Source organism: Fulvivirga maritima (genome assembly GCF_021389955.1).
GTDB classification, from domain to species: Bacteria; Bacteroidota; Bacteroidia; order Cytophagales; family Cyclobacteriaceae; genus Fulvivirga; species Fulvivirga maritima.
Genome location: NZ_CP089980.1, coordinates 5,972,828 through 5,991,035 on the forward strand (window position 1 = coordinate 5,972,828; position 18,208 = coordinate 5,991,035).

Sequence of the window (18,208 nt, forward strand, 5' to 3'; positions counted from 1 at the left end):
TTTTAAATCATAAATAATCTCCACACAGCAGCCACAAGTAAAACGCAGAGTGCTATTGGAGTTAGGTATTTCCATCCAACACTCATTAATTGATCTATTCTTATTCTAGGGTAAGTCCAGCGTACCCATATTTGTATTAATACCATTACCAAAGATTTGGTAATCAACCAAAAGGCACTCCAAAGGTGCCCAGAGACAGTTCCTGCCTCACCTGTAGTCCAATCGGCAAGTCTTACACCTCCCATATTAGGTAGTGGAGAATTCCAGCTACCCAAGAATAAAATCACCCCAAGAAAGCTCACCAAAAGCATCATTGCATATTCGGCAAGCATCAGTAATGACCATCTAAAACCAGAATATTCTGTTTGAAAACCTGCTACTAACTCAGATTCAGCCTCAGGTAAATCAAAAGGTGCTCTATTACTTTCCGCCAAAGAAGTGATGAAAAAGATAATCCATGTAACAAATAAAATTGGGGCTCTAAAAACATTCCACGTAAGAAATCCACCTACTTCTGTTACATCTATACCTAAGGCTTTAATACCAAAAAGGTAGTTAGTTTCTTGCCCTACCGCATGAATACCTTGCTGTATAGATATTTGCTGTAAATCTAAAGTCTGGCTAATCATTACTACGGAAAGCACACTTAAGGTAAGTGGCACTTCATATGAAATGATCTGTGCGGCAGACCTCATAGCTCCGAACAGGGAATATTTATTATTAGAAGCCCAACCAGCCATAATAATTCCAATAGTATCTAAAGAAACTATGGCAAGCAGAAAGAATAATCCTGTTTGTATGGGAGCTCCCTGCCAGCCTGAGGTAACAGGCACCACAGCGAAACCTGCAAACACAAAGGTGAATACTAATATTGGAGCTATTAAAAATAACTTCTTATCCGCCTTGGTGGGCACAATGTCTTCCTTCTGTAACAGCTTCACCAAGTCAGCCACTGTTTGTAGGATACCGTAATACCCGACTTCCATAGGCCCATATCTATCCTGAATAAATGCTGAAACCTTTCGTTCGGCATAAATAGCTAACACCGCGAACAGTAAAAGAAAAGGAAGAAAAAACAGAATAGTTGACATTATTATCTAGTTAGCTGACTCGCAAATTAAGAAATTACTACTGAAAACACCATTTTACTGACTAACTCAATGCCATTTACAAAACTGAATTACCAAAATTATATTTTGATTTTCAATTTAAACACATCGAATCAATCCCACAAAGGATATTTCTCCAAATTTACTTTTTGTCTAAAGAAAATCTTGGTCGAAGCCTCAAAAGATTCAGTATAATCTGAAACCAAAAAGTGATCTTCCACCAAACCTGGTTGCTGATTGAGCATATCCAGCTCTTGCAAAAAGCTTTTGAGATACCTGGCTGTAATCTCAGAAGAATCCAGCACCTGCACTTTACCCTGGTAGTAGTTTTCTATCTGCTTTTTTACCAGCGGATAGTGTGTACAACCTAGAATTAAAGCCTCAATACCCTCAAACATGGCATCGCTCAGGTATTCATCAATAATCTCACTGCTTATCTTATTATTAAAAAAACCTTCTTCAATCATAGGAACTAATAATGGTGTAGCCTGAGAAACCAAATCAATACCCTGCCCCAGCTGATCTATTTTAGTAGCATAGATATTTGACTGGATAGTACGCTTAGTTCCTATAAGGCCAATTTTAGTAGCGTTAAATTTCTCCTTGACATAATTAATCATAGGATCAATCACATTCACTACTTTAGCCCTACTGCCAACATATTCCTTCAGCAGCTCATAAGCTGCCGAGCTGGCAGAATTACAGGCAATAACAATGACTTTGCAACCTCTATTAAGCAACACATCCGCTATTTTTACCGAATAGGCCTGAACTGCCGCTTCTGATTTATCTCCATAGGGCAAGTGAGCCGTGTCTCCAAAATAGATCATAGACTCCTCAGGAAGCACGTTTCTAATAGCATGTGCTACAGTAAGCCCTCCTATCCCACTATCAAAAATCCCAACCGGCTTTGCTTTTTTGCTTGTCATTTAAATTTATTATTACTTCCTGATGGCAAATCTATTATTAAAGAGTCAAAGCATGTAAGAATTAATGCCAAAAAAATAACCTAACAAATGGCCATGATTAAATAACCTTCCACATTTAGCTAAATATTTTTGTATTATTGCAGCTAATATTAACTAATCAAGATAATACTGACCATGGGTAATAACATACTTAAAGGTAAAAAGGGAATTATTTTTGGAGCACTTGATGAGAACTCAATTGCCTGGAAAACCGCACTAAAAGCTAAAGAAGAGGGTGCTGAGTTTGTTTTAACCAATGCTCCTATAGCATTGAGAATGGGAGTGATAAACAAACTTGCAGAAGAATGTGGTGCTGAAGTGATCCCTGCTGATGCTACATCCATAGAAGATTTAACCAACCTTTTTGAGAAATCAATGGAGGTATTAGGTGGAAAACTAGACTTTGTCCTCCATTCTATTGGTATGAGCCCCAACGTTAGAAAAGGCAAACCATACGGAGACCTTAATTATGACTGGTTTCTAAAAACGCTAGACATCTCAGGTCTTTCGTTTCATAAAGTATTGCAAACCGCTGAAAAAACAGAAGCTATGAACGAGTGGGGTTCAATATTAGCCCTTTCTTATATAGCCGCTCAACGTACTTTCCCTGACTATTCTGATATGGCTCAGGCTAAGGCTGTACTAGAATCTATCGCCAGAAGCTACGGTTATAGATTTGCTAAAAATGGAAATGTAAGAGTAAATACTATCTCTCAGTCTCCTACCATGACTACTGCTGGTAGTGGTGTTACGGGCTTTGATGTATTTTACGATTATGCCGATAAAATGTCGCCATTGGGTAATGCTAGTGGTGATGACTGTGCTAACTACATATTAATGATGTTCTCAGACTATACACGTATGGTCACTATGCAAAACCTTATGCATGACGGTGGATTCTCTAATTCAGGAATCACTGAAGATATAGTAGCTGCACTTAGCAAATAATCTAAATAATATCATAGGCTGCCTTTTAAGTGTTTATATCACTCAAAAGGCAGCTTTTTTATTTCATCTCATTTTAAATGGTTGTATTTCCTAATATCAAAATTAATCTGGGGCTTAATATTATATCTCGTAGAGAAGATGGCTACCATAACATATCTTCGGTTTTTTACCCGCTGCCCTTGACTGATATTTTAGAGATCCTTCCTGCTGAAGAGTTTAACTTTACCAGCACAGGCCTACCTATTCCTGGCAATACTGACGACAACCTTATTATTAAGGCTTACAAACTTCTTAAAGAATCCTATCATCTACCTGCTGTAAGTATTCACTTGCATAAAATTATACCTATGGGTGCAGGTTTGGGTGGCGGTTCTGCTGACTGCGCCTTTACGATCAAGTGCCTGGATCAGCTTTTTGAGCTTAACCTATCTACTGAAACTATGGAGGGTTTTGCTGCCAAATTAGGCAGTGATTGCCCTTTCTTTATAGCAAACAAACCTGTATTAGTAGAAGGAACCGGCCATATTTTTTCAGACATTGACCTTTCTCTGGAAGGCAAATATATTGTTTTGATATACCCTGAAGTACATGTAAGCACTGCCCAAGCCTATAGCAAGGTCACTCCTAAGCAGCCTGATACTTCAGTTGCTGACATTATCAAAAGCAAACCTATAGACCAGTGGAAGGACGTTTTGAATAATGATTTTGAAAGTTCAGTATTTCAGCAATTCCCTGCCATATCTAAAGTGAAAAATGAGCTCTATGATGCAGGAGCCATATATGCCAGCATGACGGGCTCAGGAGCCAGTGTATTTGGCATATTTGACAGCAAGCCTACTATACAACTCAACCATATTGTTTGGGAAGGGCAACTTTAATCTACCTGAGGTTATCTACCTCCAATGGCTTTCTTTTAAAGATTTTATTAAGTAGAGGATACAAAAGTACTGCTAAAAGTATAATTCCGGTGCCTATGTAAAAGCCAGGTTCCATTTTCTCCTTATCACCAAAAACAATCACAGCCAGCAAAATACCATAGACAGGCTCAAGGTTAATGGTAAGGTTTACCATGAAGGCTGAGATGCGCCTCATAAGCTCTACTGAAGCCGAAAAAGCATAGACAGTACATATTAAAGATAAAATGATCAGGTAGAACCAATCCATGCCTTGTGGTATTAGCTGAAGCTCTTCTCCCTGCAGGAAGAAGTATTTATACAAAGGAAAAAATAACAGCGAGCCAATACAAGCTCCTGCCATTTCATAAAAAGTAATTACAAACTGATTGTGCTCTTTAGAAAACTTACCATTAATCACTGAAAAGACTGCTGCCAACATAGCCGCCATAATCCCCATAAAAAGGCCCAGAGCATGATTAAATTCAAATTGAAAAATAACATACAATCCTAGTATTACAATTAGCCCAAGCCCCACTTCAAAGCCTTTTACCTTTCTTCTATTAAATAGCGGCTCTATAAAGCTGGTCCATAAAGAACAGGTGGCTGCTCCTGCCAGACACACTGAAGCCGTAGATACACGGGCTGCGGCAAAGAACAAGATCCAATGAGCGGCGATGATCAATCCTGTACCGGTCACTTTGAGTATAGCCGCCTTACCAATATTTAAATTGCGCTTTCTTAGTTTAAGCATTACCCAAAGAGTAACACTGGCCATGAGCGTTCGGTAAAACACTATTTCTACTGAATTAATAGAAATCAGAAGCCCTAAAATAGCAGTAAAGCCCCATATTAAAACAATAAAATGGAGCTTTAGAAAATCTTTAGTGTTAGACATTATTTATCTCGGTACATACTTATACATGAGCAAGGAAATACCTCCAAACAAGATATTAGGAAACCATACGGATAAAGCAGGAGGCAGTCCACCTGCTTCGGCTATACTTTTACTCATGATAAAGAATAGAATATAAACAAAAGAAAGGAAGAAACCGAGTGCTATTTGGAAGCCAGCACCTCCACGGGTTTTCTTAGATGAAACTATCACCCCCATAAACGTAAGAATAAGCACAGCAAAAGGCGAAGTAAACCTTGTATACTTCTCCACCTCAAATACTTCCACATTACTGGCACCGCGCATTCTTAATTTCGCAATATGCTCATCAAGTTCATTAATGGTCATGGCGTCATAGCTCCTGTAGTCATTTTCAAATTCACTAGGGTGTATAGCCAGTGTGGTATCCATAGTTCGGCCATCAGAGAGTTCTTCTTTAGCGCCGTCAAGAGTCATCAACTCCCAGTTACTGAGGGTCCATTTATTTTTCTTGTCGTCCCATTTAATTCGAGAGGCTGACAATTTTTCTGTTAACTCAGTGCCTTCTACCTTCTCCAGCGTGAAATTATAGCCTGTGTTAGACTGGTTGTTATAATTTCTCATGTAGAGGTAAGTATTGGGGGCTACCTGAATATGATAGTTAGTTTTATCAAAGAAGAATTTACTCTTAAGGTATTCTATCTCAAAAGCTACTCTGGACTTGTTAGAGTTCGGAATAATCCAGCCAGTAAGCACAAAACTCACTAAAGCAATAAGTATTGAACCTATCAGGTAAGGTACCAGCATTCTCTTGAAAGATACACCGCTACTCAGAATAGCAATTATCTCTGTATGCCCAGCCAAACGCGCCGTTACAAATACAGTGGCTATAAACACCGTTAGTGGTGTAATGAAATTAGCTATCCATGGAATAAAATCCATGTAATAACCTATGACCTGCATGGTAGATAACTGAGCCTCAGAGTACTTATCCGTTTTCTCTGTTACATCTATTACCACTATAATGGCCACTATAATAAAAACAGTAAATAGAAATGAACCTAAAAACTTCTTAAGAATGTAACGGTCGATTAATTTCACTAATCCTTGGTTTAAACTTGATTAAAATATTACCTACAGCCTTTGGCTTACCTTACTCACCATTCTATTTTTCCAATCAGCAAAAGTGCCTTGTTTTATTTGCTCTCTGGCCTCTCCTACCAGCCAAAGATAAAAGCTGAGATTATGTATACTAGCAATTTGCGCGCCTAAAATTTCTTTACTCATAATCAGGTGACGAAGATACGCTTTTGAATAAAAGGTATCTACATAACCACCCATATTTGGGTCTATCGGAGAAAAATCATCTTCCCACTTTTTGTTCTTGATATTAATAATACCTTCAGAAGTAAAAAGCATACCATTACGGGCATTACGAGTAGGCATAACACAGTCAAACATATCAATTCCCAGAGCTATACACTCCAGAATGTTAGCAGGCGTTCCCACTCCCATCAAATATCTGGGCCTGTCTTTAGGCAGTATGTCACATACCAAATCAGTCATCTCGTACATCATTTCGGCTGGCTCACCTACAGAAAGACCACCTATGGCATTACCTTCTCTACCAAATGAAGCTATCATCTCTGCCGACTGTACTCTTAAGTCTTTATAAACACTGCCCTGAACAATAGGGAAAAGAGTTTGATCATAGCCATATTTACCTTCTGTTCTGTCAAAATGATCGCAGCAGCGCTTAAGCCAGCGGTGAGTCATATGCATAGAATTCTTAGCATAGTCGTACTCACAAGGGTAAGGAGTACATTCATCAAAGGCCATCATTATATCTGCACCGATAGTTCTTTGGATGTCCATAACATACTCAGGAGTGAAGTTATGCCTTGATCCATCTATATGAGATTGAAAAGTAACACCTTCTTCTTTTATCTTGCGAGTATCTGCCAGAGAATATACCTGATAGCCTCCACTATCGGTAAGTATTGGCCTGTCCCATCCGTTAAATTTATGTAACCCTCCGGCCTTCTCTATAATATCAAGCCCGGGCCTCAGATACAGATGATAGGTATTACCCAGAATAATCTGAGCTTTAATATCTTCTTTGAGCTCTCGCTGGTGAACCGCTTTCACTGAACCGGCCGTACCTACGGGCATAAATATAGGAGTCTGTATCTCTCCATGATCGGTAGTAACTACTCCTGCTCTGGCTTTACTGCCTGTATCGTTTGCTTCTAACTTAAACTTCATCGAACTTTCTTAAAAAGTCACAAAAATAGAACATTAAAACGAAGAGACCGAAAACTTTAAGAAGATTACTAATCAGACTGGAAAGACCTAACTTTACTAAAAAGAAAATTTATATTTGCTATTTACGTTTTATCAACCATGCACCTTAGCATTTTAACCTACCTCCTATTAACCTGTCTGCTTATTCAGGCCATATATTATGTCTTATATATGACTGCTTTTAACAGGTATAAAAAAAACTACGGGCTCTCCACTGCCTGCCTCTCTTATAGTGTGTGCTCATAATGAAGAAGAAAATTTAAAACGATTACTACCTCTTCTCTATGAGCAGAATCATCCAGATTTCGAAATTATTATAGTAGATGATCGTTCTTATGATGGTAGCTATGATTTTTTACTTGAAGAAGCAGCAAAGAACAGCAAGCTGAAAATAGTGAAAGTAAACGAAAAGCCTGAAAACTTTAATGGCAAAAAATATGCACTCACACTCGGAATAAAAGCAGCTAAAAAAGAAAATATTATACTTACTGATGCTGATTGCACCCCCGCCAGCAATGACTGGTTGGCACAGATGTCTTCTCAGTTAGTATCTCCTAAAGTAATTAACCTGGGTTTCTCTTATTACGAGCAGCAAAAAGGCCTGTTAAATGCATTTATCCGTTTTGATACCCTTTGGACGGCCATTCAATACCTGGGTATGGCCATTATGGGCAAACCTTATATGGGAGTAGGCCGCAATTTGGCTTACACCAAAGCACTTTTTATTGACAACAAAGGCTTTACCGGGCATATAAAAGTAATGGGTGGTGATGATGATCTCTTCGTTAATCAGCATGCTAATAAAACTAACACCGCTATTACACTTGGTGAAGATACCGTAGTGTATTCAAAACCAAAGACCTCTTGGAAGCTGTTTTTCAGACAGAAAACACGTCATTTAGCTGTCGGTAAACACTATAAATCTGGAAATAAGTTTATTTTAGGACTATTTTCATTAAGTCATATCTTTTTTTGGTTAATTTTAGGAGTTCAAACGGGCATGCAGGTTGAACTTTACATAGTAATGGGCAGTTTTTTTATCAAAACCCTGTTGCTTTATCTCACGTTTATTATTGCATGCAAAAAATTAGGGGTCAGGTTTAACCTATGGGGCCTAATCTTCCTTGATATAATTTTTGTGTTTTACTATAGTATTATTGGCTTAAAGGCATTATTTACAAAGCGGGTGAGATGGATTTAAAAAAGCAGTTTTCGGATAAAGCATTAGAAGATTTCAAACTGATAGATCAGGCGGTGAAAGATGGTGATGAGCAGGCTTACGCTAAGCTTATGGAAAGATATAAGCGACCTGTTTATCATATGATTCTTAAGATGGTCAGAAATGTAGATGATGCCGAAGATCTTACCATTGAAGCCTTCGCCAAGGCCTTTAAAAACCTTCATCGGTTCAAAAAAGATTATACATTTAGTACCTGGCTTTTCAGGATAGCTACTAATAATGCCATAGATTTTATTCGTAAGAAAAGGCTTGAAACCATGAGTCTTGATACCTCTTTTACTGATGATAACGGTGAGGCTGTACAAATAGATGTAGAAGACCATAACCTTAACCCGCAAGAGGTGGCCATTAAAAGCCAGAAGATAGAGCTTATTCAAATGTTTGTAACTAAGCTACCTGCCAAATACCAAAAACTGGTAAGACTACGCTATTTCAAAGAATTCTCTTATGAAGAGATCGCTCAGGAACTAGATGCTCCCTTAGGCACAGTAAAAGCACAATTACACCGTGCTCGTGAGCTTATGTATGACTTAGTGAAGAACAAAAAAGAACACATCTGATTTTGGAAATACGGATAGAGCAAGCCTCTGTAGAAGAGATTATTGCTATCTCAAAAAATATTCCCGAATTCAAAGACCCTTACCAGCTTGCTGATTATCAAAACCGTTTAAAAGGAATAAAGCACTTGTTATTAAAAGCTATGGTTAATGACCAGGCTGTAGGCTTTAAAATAGGTTATGATCTTGGCCATCATATTTTCTATTCTTGGTTTGGCGCTGTACTCCCTAACTACCGACAGTATGGCGTAGCCAAAAAGCTGGCCGAAACACAAGAAGAATGGGCAAAAAACAACAATTTCCATTTTATTAGAGTCAAAACCAGAAATCATTTCAAACCAATGCTCATCTTTGCGCTTAAAAGCGGCTTTTCTATCATTGATATTGAGAAAAAGGAAAAAACAGAAGAGCATCGCATATTATTGGAAAAAGCACTTATATGAATTCAGACATTATCTTTAAATACTTCCCTGAACTTACGGCCGAGCAAAAATCGCAGTATGAAGCATTATATGACCTCTACCAGGATTGGAACAGACAGATCAATGTGATATCCAGAAAAGATATAGATGAACTTTATGTAAGGCATATTCTGCACTCATTAGGCATAGCCAAGGTTATGAGCTTTAAACCCGGCACGGCGGTGCTAGACGTAGGAACGGGCGGTGGATTTCCTGGCATACCTCTGGCTATCATGTTTCCTGAAACCCGATTTACTCTGGTAGATAGCATTGGCAAAAAAATTAAAGTAGTTAATGGCGTAAGTCAATCTATTGGCTTACAAAACGTAGAAGCCTTTCACAGCAGAGCAGAACAGCTAGCCGACAACTATGATTTTGTAGTAAGCCGGGCTGTAACCAGACTTAAGCCCTTCTACCAATGGGTGAAAAATAAATTCAAAACAGATTCTTTCAATGATCTCAAAAATGGCATTCTCTACCTTAAAGGTGGCGACCTAAGCGAAGAGCTAAAAGAAGCCAAGAAAAAATATGAGATCTATGACCTGCCTAATTATTTTGAAGAAGAATTCTTCGAAACTAAAAAGGTGGTATATGTGCCTGTAGTGTAAGGCTCTGTTAATCACGGTAAGCAGAAAGTCTATCGTTCGAGAGGCCTACCAATGACTGTATAAGTAAATAGTAGGTAATATGGAAAGCTCAAAACAGTTGAGTTCTATTTAAATCAATAATCAGTACCGATCGTCTACACTTCGACGGGGCTACCAATGACGTAATACACTAAATAGGTATTTGTTCAAGCTCATAACCTAATTCTTTAGCTGTTTTTACTAGCCATCTTTCTCTATGGAGCTGCATTTTTTCTTCATATGCTTTGATGCCCCGTTCTGTGTAATCAAGCCCTTTTACCATAAGCCGCCAGTAGAGTACGGCCAGTTTTCGGGCTGTAGCTTTAGTGGCTATGCCTGGACCTCTTTTGCTCTTCAATCTACGCCCAAAAGCTCCCAGTGCTATCTTTTTGCTTTCTATTAAACTTTGGGCTATTTGTCTGAATATTTGTCCTGCCTTTGGCCTGTACTTTCTGTTTCTGGTTTTATTTTTCTTGCCAGACTGGTGTTGACCTGGAGATAATCCTAGCCATGAAGTGAAGTGTTTCTCACTGGGCCACTTACAAAGTTCCATGCCTATTTCAGAATATAATTGTAGCCAGGTATAATCGGTAATACCCGGCAAACACGTAGCATCTTTGCCTGAAAAGATTTTCAGCAGGTGTCCTCCTAAGTGGTCTATATCAGGTTTATTATGTCTAACAGGTTTTCGATCTTTAACAGAATCTATTTCATTTTTGCTTTCCATATCTGAATCGTAGTTATTGAACCGCTTCATGACTTCTTCCAGTTTTTGGTCACATGCCAGTATTTGTTGTTTATAAAATTTGTAACCACTGTATGCCTGTCCCAAAGCAAATAACCCTGACTCGGTATAATAGCCTGAAAGTGCCTTGATGACTTGAGAGGCTTTCTTTTCTCTAATACTGCTATGGCACAGGGATAAGAGCTTTTGGGCATCACGTTCCCCTGCCAGGATGGCTTCTATGATCGCCAGACCACTGGCGCCATGTATCTGACTGAGCACTTCTTTGAGTCGAATGTTCATCTCTATTAGTGACTTTTGCATATGATTTACATGCATAGAGGCTGTTCTCAGATGATCTTCTCTCAAGCGCTGGTAAGCACGAACTTCCTTCACTTGTGCATCGGGAACAAAACAGCGATTCAATAAACCATGACTATGGAGTTGCTGAATCCATTGACAGTCCTTTACATCAGTCTTTCGACCTGGTACTTGTCTCGTCTGACGCCCATCTACTAACCAGACATCCAAACCTGCTGATTCAAGAATCTCATAAAGAATAATCCAGTAAACACCCGTAGCTTCCATAGCCACTGTCTGGATCCCCTCTGATAATAAATAGCACGATGCCTCTCGAAAACTTTCAGTGAAAGTCTCAAAAACACGAACATCCTTGTTTTCTACGGATATGAAAATGTGCTTGGCTCCTATATCTATGCCTGCAGCATTTGCTCTCATCTTTTTCATGACTAATTTTCTAAAAGTTAAACAAAGACCTGTAGGATGAAATATTGTACACGACAGACTACCAATCGGACATTCCTATAAAAACAAGGAAGTACCATACTTTGTGACTCCTTTCTATCCAACCATGCTCAGGGACAGGCAAATTGCACTATGCCAGGTTCGGCTATATTGTACAGGCCACTTCTATTCTTAACGTCATTTCTTTTTGTGCGGTTGAAACAAATGTTAGGTCTCAGTGTGACTCGGCTGTGGTTTCATCTTGCTGTACCGTCGTGCGGTAAAAAAAGAATTGGAAATCAGGCTTTTCTCAAGTCCTTAGTGGCAGTTCATCTCTATGAAATACATCCGTGAGCGGAAGACCTCACAGCAAGAAAGAGTTTTTTGTTACTTTTTTGATCGATTGTAAAAAAGTAAGAAACCTCTGCGATGGTATATAAGATTAGATAATCCAAGTTGGCTGATATTTAAAACATCTAACTGAAAAATAGATTGATGCATACTTTCTATCTAATAATATATCATCCGTCTTACTTCGGTTGAAACAAATGTTAGGTCTCTTGATGACTTTGCCTGGGTTAATCATTATTGATAGACATGAAGATGTGTCCATTCTGAAATTGCAGTTTCTCAAATAGTCTGCATCCTACCGTCTTGGAGGACGGTTTGTCGTGTTTCCAAAAGTTCTTTGAGTTTTTGCAGGTTATCGGCTACAGCATTTTTAATCTTCCGTTTAAAGAAAAATTCCATCAGCTTCGGATATTTCGTATTTACCTGAAATACATCTTTGATAGCAGTAGAATGATCTACCATTCTGCTCAATATAAAAACTCTATGGAAATGTATAGGGCTGTCGGCTGATTTCACTGATTGTAATACCACCTTTTGGTACGGCACCAGCTCTGATATTTTAAAATACTGCTGGTCGTTCTTGCGCTGTTGAAAATACAAACTCCCCTCCCCCTCTCCTTCTACCTTTGTTACTGAGGTAACGTAGTAATTCCATTTAGGCAAATTTTCACATTCTAAGATAAAGTCATAGACCTCCTCCAGACTTGTGTTTACAACAAGGTTATTGGTAAAAGTAATCATGAGTATTTGGTTTAGGTTGAATAAATACTGTAGATAAATATGTTTGGCACTATCCCATCACGCCCAGCATCTCCCTCTTCTGAAATACCTGATCTCTAAGTATGGAGAAATACAGGTGCCTCTGCTTTCTGTTAGAGTTATTAATTAATACGGAATTATTAATGATTAAGTCAATCCACATTTTTATATCATCATATAAAGTAGGATCAAAAGTAAACATGCTATTAATAGAGAACATTTTAATGATGCTTAGCTTCTCCTCTCCTCCCTGACATAGCATGTAAGAATTAGTAAGTTCGGTCTCGCTCATGTACATCTCACAGTTAGAAGACGTATTGGCGTAGTCATACACATCGGTCAAAAAAGCATCAAGCTCAGAAAATATCTGGATAGACTCTGCTTCGCTAATTTCACCCGTTTGGTAGTGATAGCTTATACTACCGAGTAAATCATGAATGGACTGATGCGACCATATCTCGCGGTGTAAGCTGGATTTCATAAGCTTATAAGTATCCTGCAATACTTCCAGAAGTTCTTCAAAGGCCTTATCATACCCTTCAGCTATAGTAATGTCTCTGCCTATCATTTCTTTAAACCAGACCTTTATCCTGAAATTGGTCAATGTTCGATAATTAGCCAGGTAAAAAATTGGCAAATCTGTAAGTGTAAGGCTAATCATAGCGTTTTCATGCTTTAACAGGCGAGTAAGATTAGCCCTAAGCACCACAAAGCAACCTATAAGATCTTTTAGCGGTTGCTCATCATTACACAAAGATTTATAAAATAAAGAAAGCTCATTAGAGCTATTTTTTCCATAAGAGAAGGAAGCGTTGAAGTGATCACAAATTTTTATGAGCTCAGGAAGTATTAATGGAGTCTCTCCACGCATACGTCTATAGGCACTATCAATACTAATATTTAAGATTTCTGCAATTATTGCAGGTAGCGAAGAGGATAACTGATGATTATCTTTTATATCCCTAAAAAAATCAATCTGATGTGTAAGAAAGTTTTTTTCCATAAACCTTGCGTTTAAACTTTAATTATAAGGGCATACAAACATTTTCATAAGAAAGTTAACTTATTTAATGACAAAATTTAAAGTGATGTAGTAAAAATTAGAATCTGGTAATAATTCTAACAGAGAATGTATCATTTATTTGCATAATCTGCAAAACTGCCTCTTCCTATACTCAAATATCAATTATAATTCCTTTAGCATTCATGATATCTTGAGTCATCAATTAAGGCCTAACATTGATTTTAATCTTTAACCTTTAAACAACCACAACGATGATTAAGACAGTTTTAAACGATACAGTAAAATATGCTAAGTCTCAAGAGAAAAAAGAAGTAGAAGAAGCCATAGCAGAATATGCAGCAGGAAATTTCATCCTTATGTCAGACGACGAAAACCGAGAAAATGAGGGCGACCTGGTAATCTCTGCCGAGCATGCTACTAAAGAAGCGATTAATTTCATGATCACTAAAGGAAAAGGACTTGTATGTGTAGCTATAGATGATGAAATAGCTGACAAACACAACTTACTGCCCATGGTAGAAAAGAATCAAGACCACATGGGTACTGCCTTCACCGTAAGCATAGATGCTTCTCCTAAGTTTGGCATTACCACTGGTATTTCTGCCTGGGATAGGGCACGCACCATTGAAGTAATGCTCTCTGAAGAAGATCTTGGTCCTGGTGCTTTGTGCTCGCCTGGTCATATGTTTCCTCTCATAGCTAAGCCGGGAGGTGTACTGGAAAGAACAGGGCATACCGAAGCTGCTGTAACTATGAGCAGACTGGCTGGACATAAACCTGCAGGTGTAATTGTAGAAGTGATCAAAGACTGCGGAGAAATGGCTCGCAGAGATGATCTACTGCTAATGGCCAAAGAGTGGGGTATTAAATACATCACTATTGAAATGCTGGTGCGCTACTGCAACTACCTGCATGAAGCTAAGCTCTATTCTGAAATAGAGAAAATCGGAAGATTTGGTTCTTATGTAGCTAGCGAATCCTAACCACCTCCAATGTTTCAACCTATGATGCTAACACTCATAACCCAAGTAATATTCTGGTTAAAAGTAGGCAGGTTCTACACCAGAGTAAAGATGCGGCACTTACGTTCCATTACAGGTGTGGAAAACTTACCTGAATCTGGTCCCTTTATAGTGGTGGCCAATCACTCCAGCTATGTTGATCATTATTTTATAGGTGCTTTATTTAAGCACCTATATAACAGCAAAGTATTCTTTCTCACCAAGAAAGAGTCTTTCCAAAGCTGGTGGGATAAGTTATGGCTCAAATCTGCCAATGCTATACCAGTAGACCGTGAAAAACCAGATATAGCAGCTTTTAAAACCATGCTCAAAGTGCTGGGAGAAAAGAATATACTGGTCATATATCCGGAGGGCACACGTGGACCGGGAGATGAAATGCTCCCATTCAAATCAGGGGCGTTTAGAATTGCTTCTAAAATGAGAGTACCTATAGTACCCATTGGCCTGGTAGGTGTACACAAAATTATGTCAAGAGAAGAGACTAAATTCAGTAAAGAAAAGGCCTCTTTAAATATAGGCAAGCCGATCTCTATTGATTCTATAAAGCAACTCTCTGCCAGTGAGCTCATGGAGTACACCAGACAAAGGATTTTCGAACTTTCTCATGCGCCAGAAAAACCGCATGAGCTCCCTGAAAACCTACTCACCTCTTGCGATGCTCTGGCTAACAAAGTAGAACGCAGAATTGAAGAAGTGCTGGAAAGCTGTAACTACTCCGAGATTAATATTGGCTATAAACAACAGCATGAAGCTATTGATTATGCCATGATTAATCACCCCAATCATGTGTCATCTATAGTTCAAAAAGCGAGATTGATAGGCATAAAAGCATTGGCATCTAAAAGAGACTTTCTTTTTAGAATGGGTACAGTGAAAAGACTGGCAAAGCAAGCTTTGAGCATAGACCCTGAACATGCCTTTGCCCACTATATTTTAGGTCAGTATTACCTGAAGTTTCCTGATCTATTGGGCGGCAGCGCCTTAAAAGCCATGAAACACTTGTCTTTGGCTTTTCAAAACGCTCCGCTTTACGGAATAGAACAAAGTAAATTCACTTTCTCTTTAGCTGAAGCTTACGAAAAAGCGGGTGACGCACATGCAGCCTTAAAGTTATTGCAATTTCAACCTACCGCTCAGGGTGTTGGCAAAAGGTTTGAAAACAGACAATTAAAAATAAAGAACAAAGTAACTCAACTGGAAGCCCTGTTGATAAAAGCTTAACCACTGCTCTATCTGGTATTACTATGCTGCCAATTGCAGCATAGTAAACCGCTGAGCCATTAAAATAATCTTAAACCATTTTATAATTATGAAAGCCAAACAATTAGCTCTCTTAGGAGTAGCCCTGATAGCACTATGCACCATTTTCTTTGGCATAGGAGCTACCAAGCTGGAAACTAAGAATAGCCAGGATTCAGAATTACCTAAATCAGATGAGATAGTTAGAACCAATGACCTGCTAGAAGAAGTTTTTGGTGAGAACGACATCATCATGGTAGGCCTGAGAGTATCTGAAGGAGATGTGTATACTCCTGAAACCATGACCAAGGCCGTGGGTATTATTGACAAAGTGAAGAAAATTAAAGGAGTTCTGCCAGATGAAATCATCAGCCTGCCCACTTTCAATAATATTACCAATGAAGATTGGGGGCTGCAAGTGGGTGAGTTCATCAATCATGAGCAAGCCACAGATGCGCAATATTTAAAAAACGTACAAAAGGAAGTCGAAAACAACCCGCTTTTAAAGGGTATCCTGGTCTCTGAAGATGGCAAGCTCCTGAACATTATTGCCAATATAGCTGAAGGTTATTCAGAAGAAGAGGTTTATAATGATCTTATGCAAATAAAAGCGGAGTATGAAGGTCCGGAAACCATACTCTTCGCGGGTGACCCTGTGCAACAAAAGGAAATAGACCTGGGCATAAAGGAGGATCTGGGCATATTACTACCCATAGCATTGATTCTTATTCTTATAGGCTTCTGGTTATGCTTCAGAAGTGCATATGGAGTAATTATGCCATTTATTGTAGTCCTGCTCAGTATCATCTGGACTATGGGCGCCATGGGCTGGGTCGGCTTACCTATCACAGTAGTATCATCTGTAGTGCCTATTTTAATCATAGCCATATCCAGTTCTTACGGCATTCACGTACTTTTCAAATACTATGAAAAACGCCTGCATCATACTAATGAAGAGGCAGTAAAACTTACTGTGAAGCAAATCGCTTCACCCTTGATCATGACGGGCTTTACCTCAGCGGTAAGCGCTATTACTCTTGTCGTTTTTAAGGTGACTTCTGTACGTGAATTTGGCATTATATCCGCCATAGGTGTGGTTAATATTGTGATCATCTCTCTGGTGCTACTGCCCAGCCTGCTTACTTTACTTCCTGCTAAGGTGAAAGCATCTAAAAACAAACCTGACTTTCTCACTTTTCTACTAGAAATGTTAGCCAAATATTCCATGGATAATAAAAAGCTGATCATAGCTTGTTTTCTGGGGCTATTGGCAATTTCTCTGGTAGGCATGACCAAGCTTGAAATAGGTAATGATTTCATCAAATATTTCCCTAAAGAGCATAGATTAAGAAAGACCTTCGATGTATACAATGAGCAACTTGGAGGTGCCCGCTATATTGACATTATGTTTGACGGAGGGGAACCTGATGCCCTAAAAAATCCAGACTATTTGAAGCAAATGGTCGCTTTCGAAGAGTATGCAGAATCTTTAAAAGGTGTAGGCTATGTTACTTCTTTTACTGATGTCATCAAAAAGATCAATAAGGAGCTGCACCATGGTGATGAGGAATACGAAAAAATACCTGATAGCTCTCAGGAAATTGCACAATACCTCCTACTCTATTCGGTATCTGGCTCTTCTGGCAATTTTGAGCAACTGGTAGATCAGGACTACCAACGCGCTAAGATACGCATGATGCTCACCACATCGGAGCAAAATGTGCACACTAACATATATAACGCGATAAAAAGCTACGGAGCAAGTCATTTATCACCAGAAATAGCCATTGCTTATGGTGGAGAAGTGATGTTTTGGCTGGCACAGATTAAGTACATTGTTAAAGGCAAAATAGAGAACATCGCTCTCTCCATTGCCATTATCATGGTTTTCTGTATTGTTTTATTCAGATCATTCAAATATGGCCTAATTAGCGCCATACCTATGATCGGCTCCAGCATTATGACTTTTGGGCTGATGGGCTTCCTGGGCATCAGGCTGGAAATCAGCACTGCCGTAATTACCGCCATTGGTATAGGTATAGGTATAGATTTCGCTATACATTACCTCGCTCGCTTCAGACAAGAAATAGAGCAGGGAGCCAGTAGCACCAGTGCCTCAGAAGTAACCATGAAGACTTCCGGGAGAGCCATTTTGTATGATGTATTTTCTAATATCATTGGTTTTATAGTCTTCATTTTCTCCGGTTTTATTCCTGTACAAAACTTTGGCTGGCTCATCTGCTTCACCATGCTCACCGTGTCAGTTAGCACATTGGTACTTTTCCCTGCTCTGCTCACATTCGCTCCTTATAGAAGGAAAAAGCATGTTTTAGCTCGAGCTTAAACCATTTTAAATTTCTAAAAA

At 38.9% G+C, this 18,208-nt stretch carries 17 protein-coding genes; 9 read left to right on the forward strand and 8 right to left on the reverse strand.

Annotation, left to right across the window (positions count from 1 at the left end):
• Window positions 1-2: 2 nt before the first annotated feature.
• On the reverse strand, window positions 3-1,091 hold the full coding sequence (locus tag LVD15_RS24955; protein WP_233777909.1) for a complex I subunit 1/NuoH family protein: 1,089 nt from the start codon (window positions 1,089-1,091) through the stop codon (window positions 3-5).
• Window positions 1,092-1,222: 131 nt separating this feature from the next.
• Window positions 1,223-2,038 carry a glutamate racemase gene (gene murI, locus LVD15_RS24960; RefSeq protein ID WP_233777910.1) on the reverse strand — a complete coding sequence of 272 codons (816 nt, stop codon included), beginning with the start codon at window positions 2,036-2,038 and terminating at the stop codon, window positions 1,223-1,225.
• 174 nt (window positions 2,039-2,212) lie between these two features.
• Here murI and LVD15_RS24965 point away from each other — a divergent pair, with 174 nt between their 5' ends.
• Both LVD15_RS24965 and ispE read left to right on the forward strand, forming a co-directional pair.
• Complete coding sequence (locus tag LVD15_RS24965) at window positions 2,213-3,025, forward strand: enoyl-ACP reductase FabI (RefSeq protein ID WP_233777911.1); 813 nt, start codon at window positions 2,213-2,215, stop codon at window positions 3,023-3,025.
• A 77-nt stretch (window positions 3,026-3,102) separates the two neighbouring features.
• Window positions 3,103-3,903: a 4-(cytidine 5'-diphospho)-2-C-methyl-D-erythritol kinase gene (ispE, locus tag LVD15_RS24970; RefSeq protein WP_233777912.1), complete on the forward strand. Its 801-nt coding sequence runs from the start codon at window positions 3,103-3,105 to the stop codon at window positions 3,901-3,903.
• Between the two features lies 1 nt (window position 3,904).
• On the opposite strand, the gene LVD15_RS24975 is transcribed toward ispE, so the two are convergent.
• The 3 genes from LVD15_RS24975 to tgt are packed head-to-tail and all read right to left on the reverse strand — an operon-like array spanning window position 3,905 to window position 7,057.
• Entirely contained in the window at window positions 3,905-4,816 is a 912-nt protein-coding gene (locus LVD15_RS24975; RefSeq protein ID WP_233777913.1) for a DMT family transporter, read from the reverse strand.
• A 3-nt stretch (window positions 4,817-4,819) separates the two neighbouring features.
• Complete coding sequence (locus tag LVD15_RS24980; protein ID WP_233777914.1) at window positions 4,820-5,893, reverse strand: LptF/LptG family permease; 1,074 nt, start codon at window positions 5,891-5,893, stop codon at window positions 4,820-4,822.
• 33 nt (window positions 5,894-5,926) lie between these two features.
• Window positions 5,927-7,057, reverse strand: coding sequence for a tRNA guanosine(34) transglycosylase Tgt (gene tgt, locus LVD15_RS24985; protein ID WP_233777915.1), 1,131 nt, complete (start codon window positions 7,055-7,057; stop codon window positions 5,927-5,929).
• Between the two features lie 271 nt (window positions 7,058-7,328).
• Here tgt and LVD15_RS24990 point away from each other — a divergent pair, with 271 nt between their 5' ends.
• Genes LVD15_RS24990 through rsmG form a run of 4 tightly spaced genes read left to right on the forward strand, consistent with a single transcriptional unit; the run spans window position 7,329 to window position 9,962 of the window.
• Complete coding sequence (locus LVD15_RS24990; RefSeq protein ID WP_233777916.1) at window positions 7,329-8,297, forward strand: glycosyltransferase; 969 nt, start codon at window positions 7,329-7,331, stop codon at window positions 8,295-8,297.
• Window positions 8,288-8,896: an RNA polymerase sigma factor gene (locus LVD15_RS24995; RefSeq protein ID WP_233777917.1), complete on the forward strand. Its 609-nt coding sequence runs from the start codon at window positions 8,288-8,290 to the stop codon at window positions 8,894-8,896. The genes LVD15_RS24990 and LVD15_RS24995 overlap by 10 nt, the downstream gene beginning before the upstream one ends.
• Before the next feature lie 2 nt (window positions 8,897-8,898).
• Window positions 8,899-9,336, forward strand: coding sequence for a GNAT family N-acetyltransferase (locus tag LVD15_RS25000; protein ID WP_233777918.1), 438 nt, complete (start codon window positions 8,899-8,901; stop codon window positions 9,334-9,336).
• On the forward strand, window positions 9,333-9,962 hold the full coding sequence (rsmG, locus tag LVD15_RS25005; protein ID WP_233777919.1) for a 16S rRNA (guanine(527)-N(7))-methyltransferase RsmG: 630 nt from the start codon (window positions 9,333-9,335) through the stop codon (window positions 9,960-9,962). Before LVD15_RS25000 ends, rsmG begins: the two co-directional genes overlap by 4 nt.
• 169 nt (window positions 9,963-10,131) lie before the next feature.
• Here the strand turns inward: rsmG and LVD15_RS25010 are convergent, their stop codons facing one another.
• The 3 genes from LVD15_RS25010 to LVD15_RS25020 form a co-directional block, all read right to left on the reverse strand.
• Window positions 10,132-11,451, reverse strand: a complete 1,320-nt coding sequence (locus tag LVD15_RS25010) for an IS110 family RNA-guided transposase (protein ID WP_233777920.1) — start codon at window positions 11,449-11,451, stop codon at window positions 10,132-10,134.
• 627 nt (window positions 11,452-12,078) lie between these two features.
• On the reverse strand, window positions 12,079-12,540 hold the full coding sequence (locus tag LVD15_RS25015; RefSeq protein WP_233777921.1) for an SRPBCC family protein: 462 nt from the start codon (window positions 12,538-12,540) through the stop codon (window positions 12,079-12,081).
• Between the two features lie 49 nt (window positions 12,541-12,589).
• Window positions 12,590-13,561, reverse strand: coding sequence for a helix-turn-helix domain-containing protein (locus LVD15_RS25020; protein WP_233777922.1), 972 nt, complete (start codon window positions 13,559-13,561; stop codon window positions 12,590-12,592).
• A 272-nt stretch (window positions 13,562-13,833) separates the two neighbouring features.
• Between LVD15_RS25020 and ribB the strand changes: the two genes are divergently transcribed.
• The 3 genes from ribB (at window position 13,834) to LVD15_RS25035 (ending at window position 18,187) form a co-directional block, all read left to right on the forward strand.
• The gene (gene ribB, locus LVD15_RS25025) at window positions 13,834-14,565 is read left to right on the forward strand and encodes a 3,4-dihydroxy-2-butanone-4-phosphate synthase (RefSeq protein ID WP_233777923.1); all 732 of its coding nucleotides are present in this window, start codon (window positions 13,834-13,836) and stop codon (window positions 14,563-14,565) included.
• A gap of 21 nt (window positions 14,566-14,586) precedes the next feature.
• Window positions 14,587-15,825 (forward strand): lysophospholipid acyltransferase family protein, encoded by a 1,239-nt coding sequence (locus tag LVD15_RS25030; protein ID WP_233777924.1) that lies wholly within the window; start codon window positions 14,587-14,589, stop codon window positions 15,823-15,825.
• 88 nt (window positions 15,826-15,913) lie between these two features.
• A complete protein-coding gene (locus LVD15_RS25035; RefSeq protein ID WP_233777925.1) occupies window positions 15,914-18,187 on the forward strand; it encodes an efflux RND transporter permease subunit in 2,274 nt (757 codons plus the stop codon).
• Window positions 18,188-18,208: the final 21 nt, after the last annotated feature.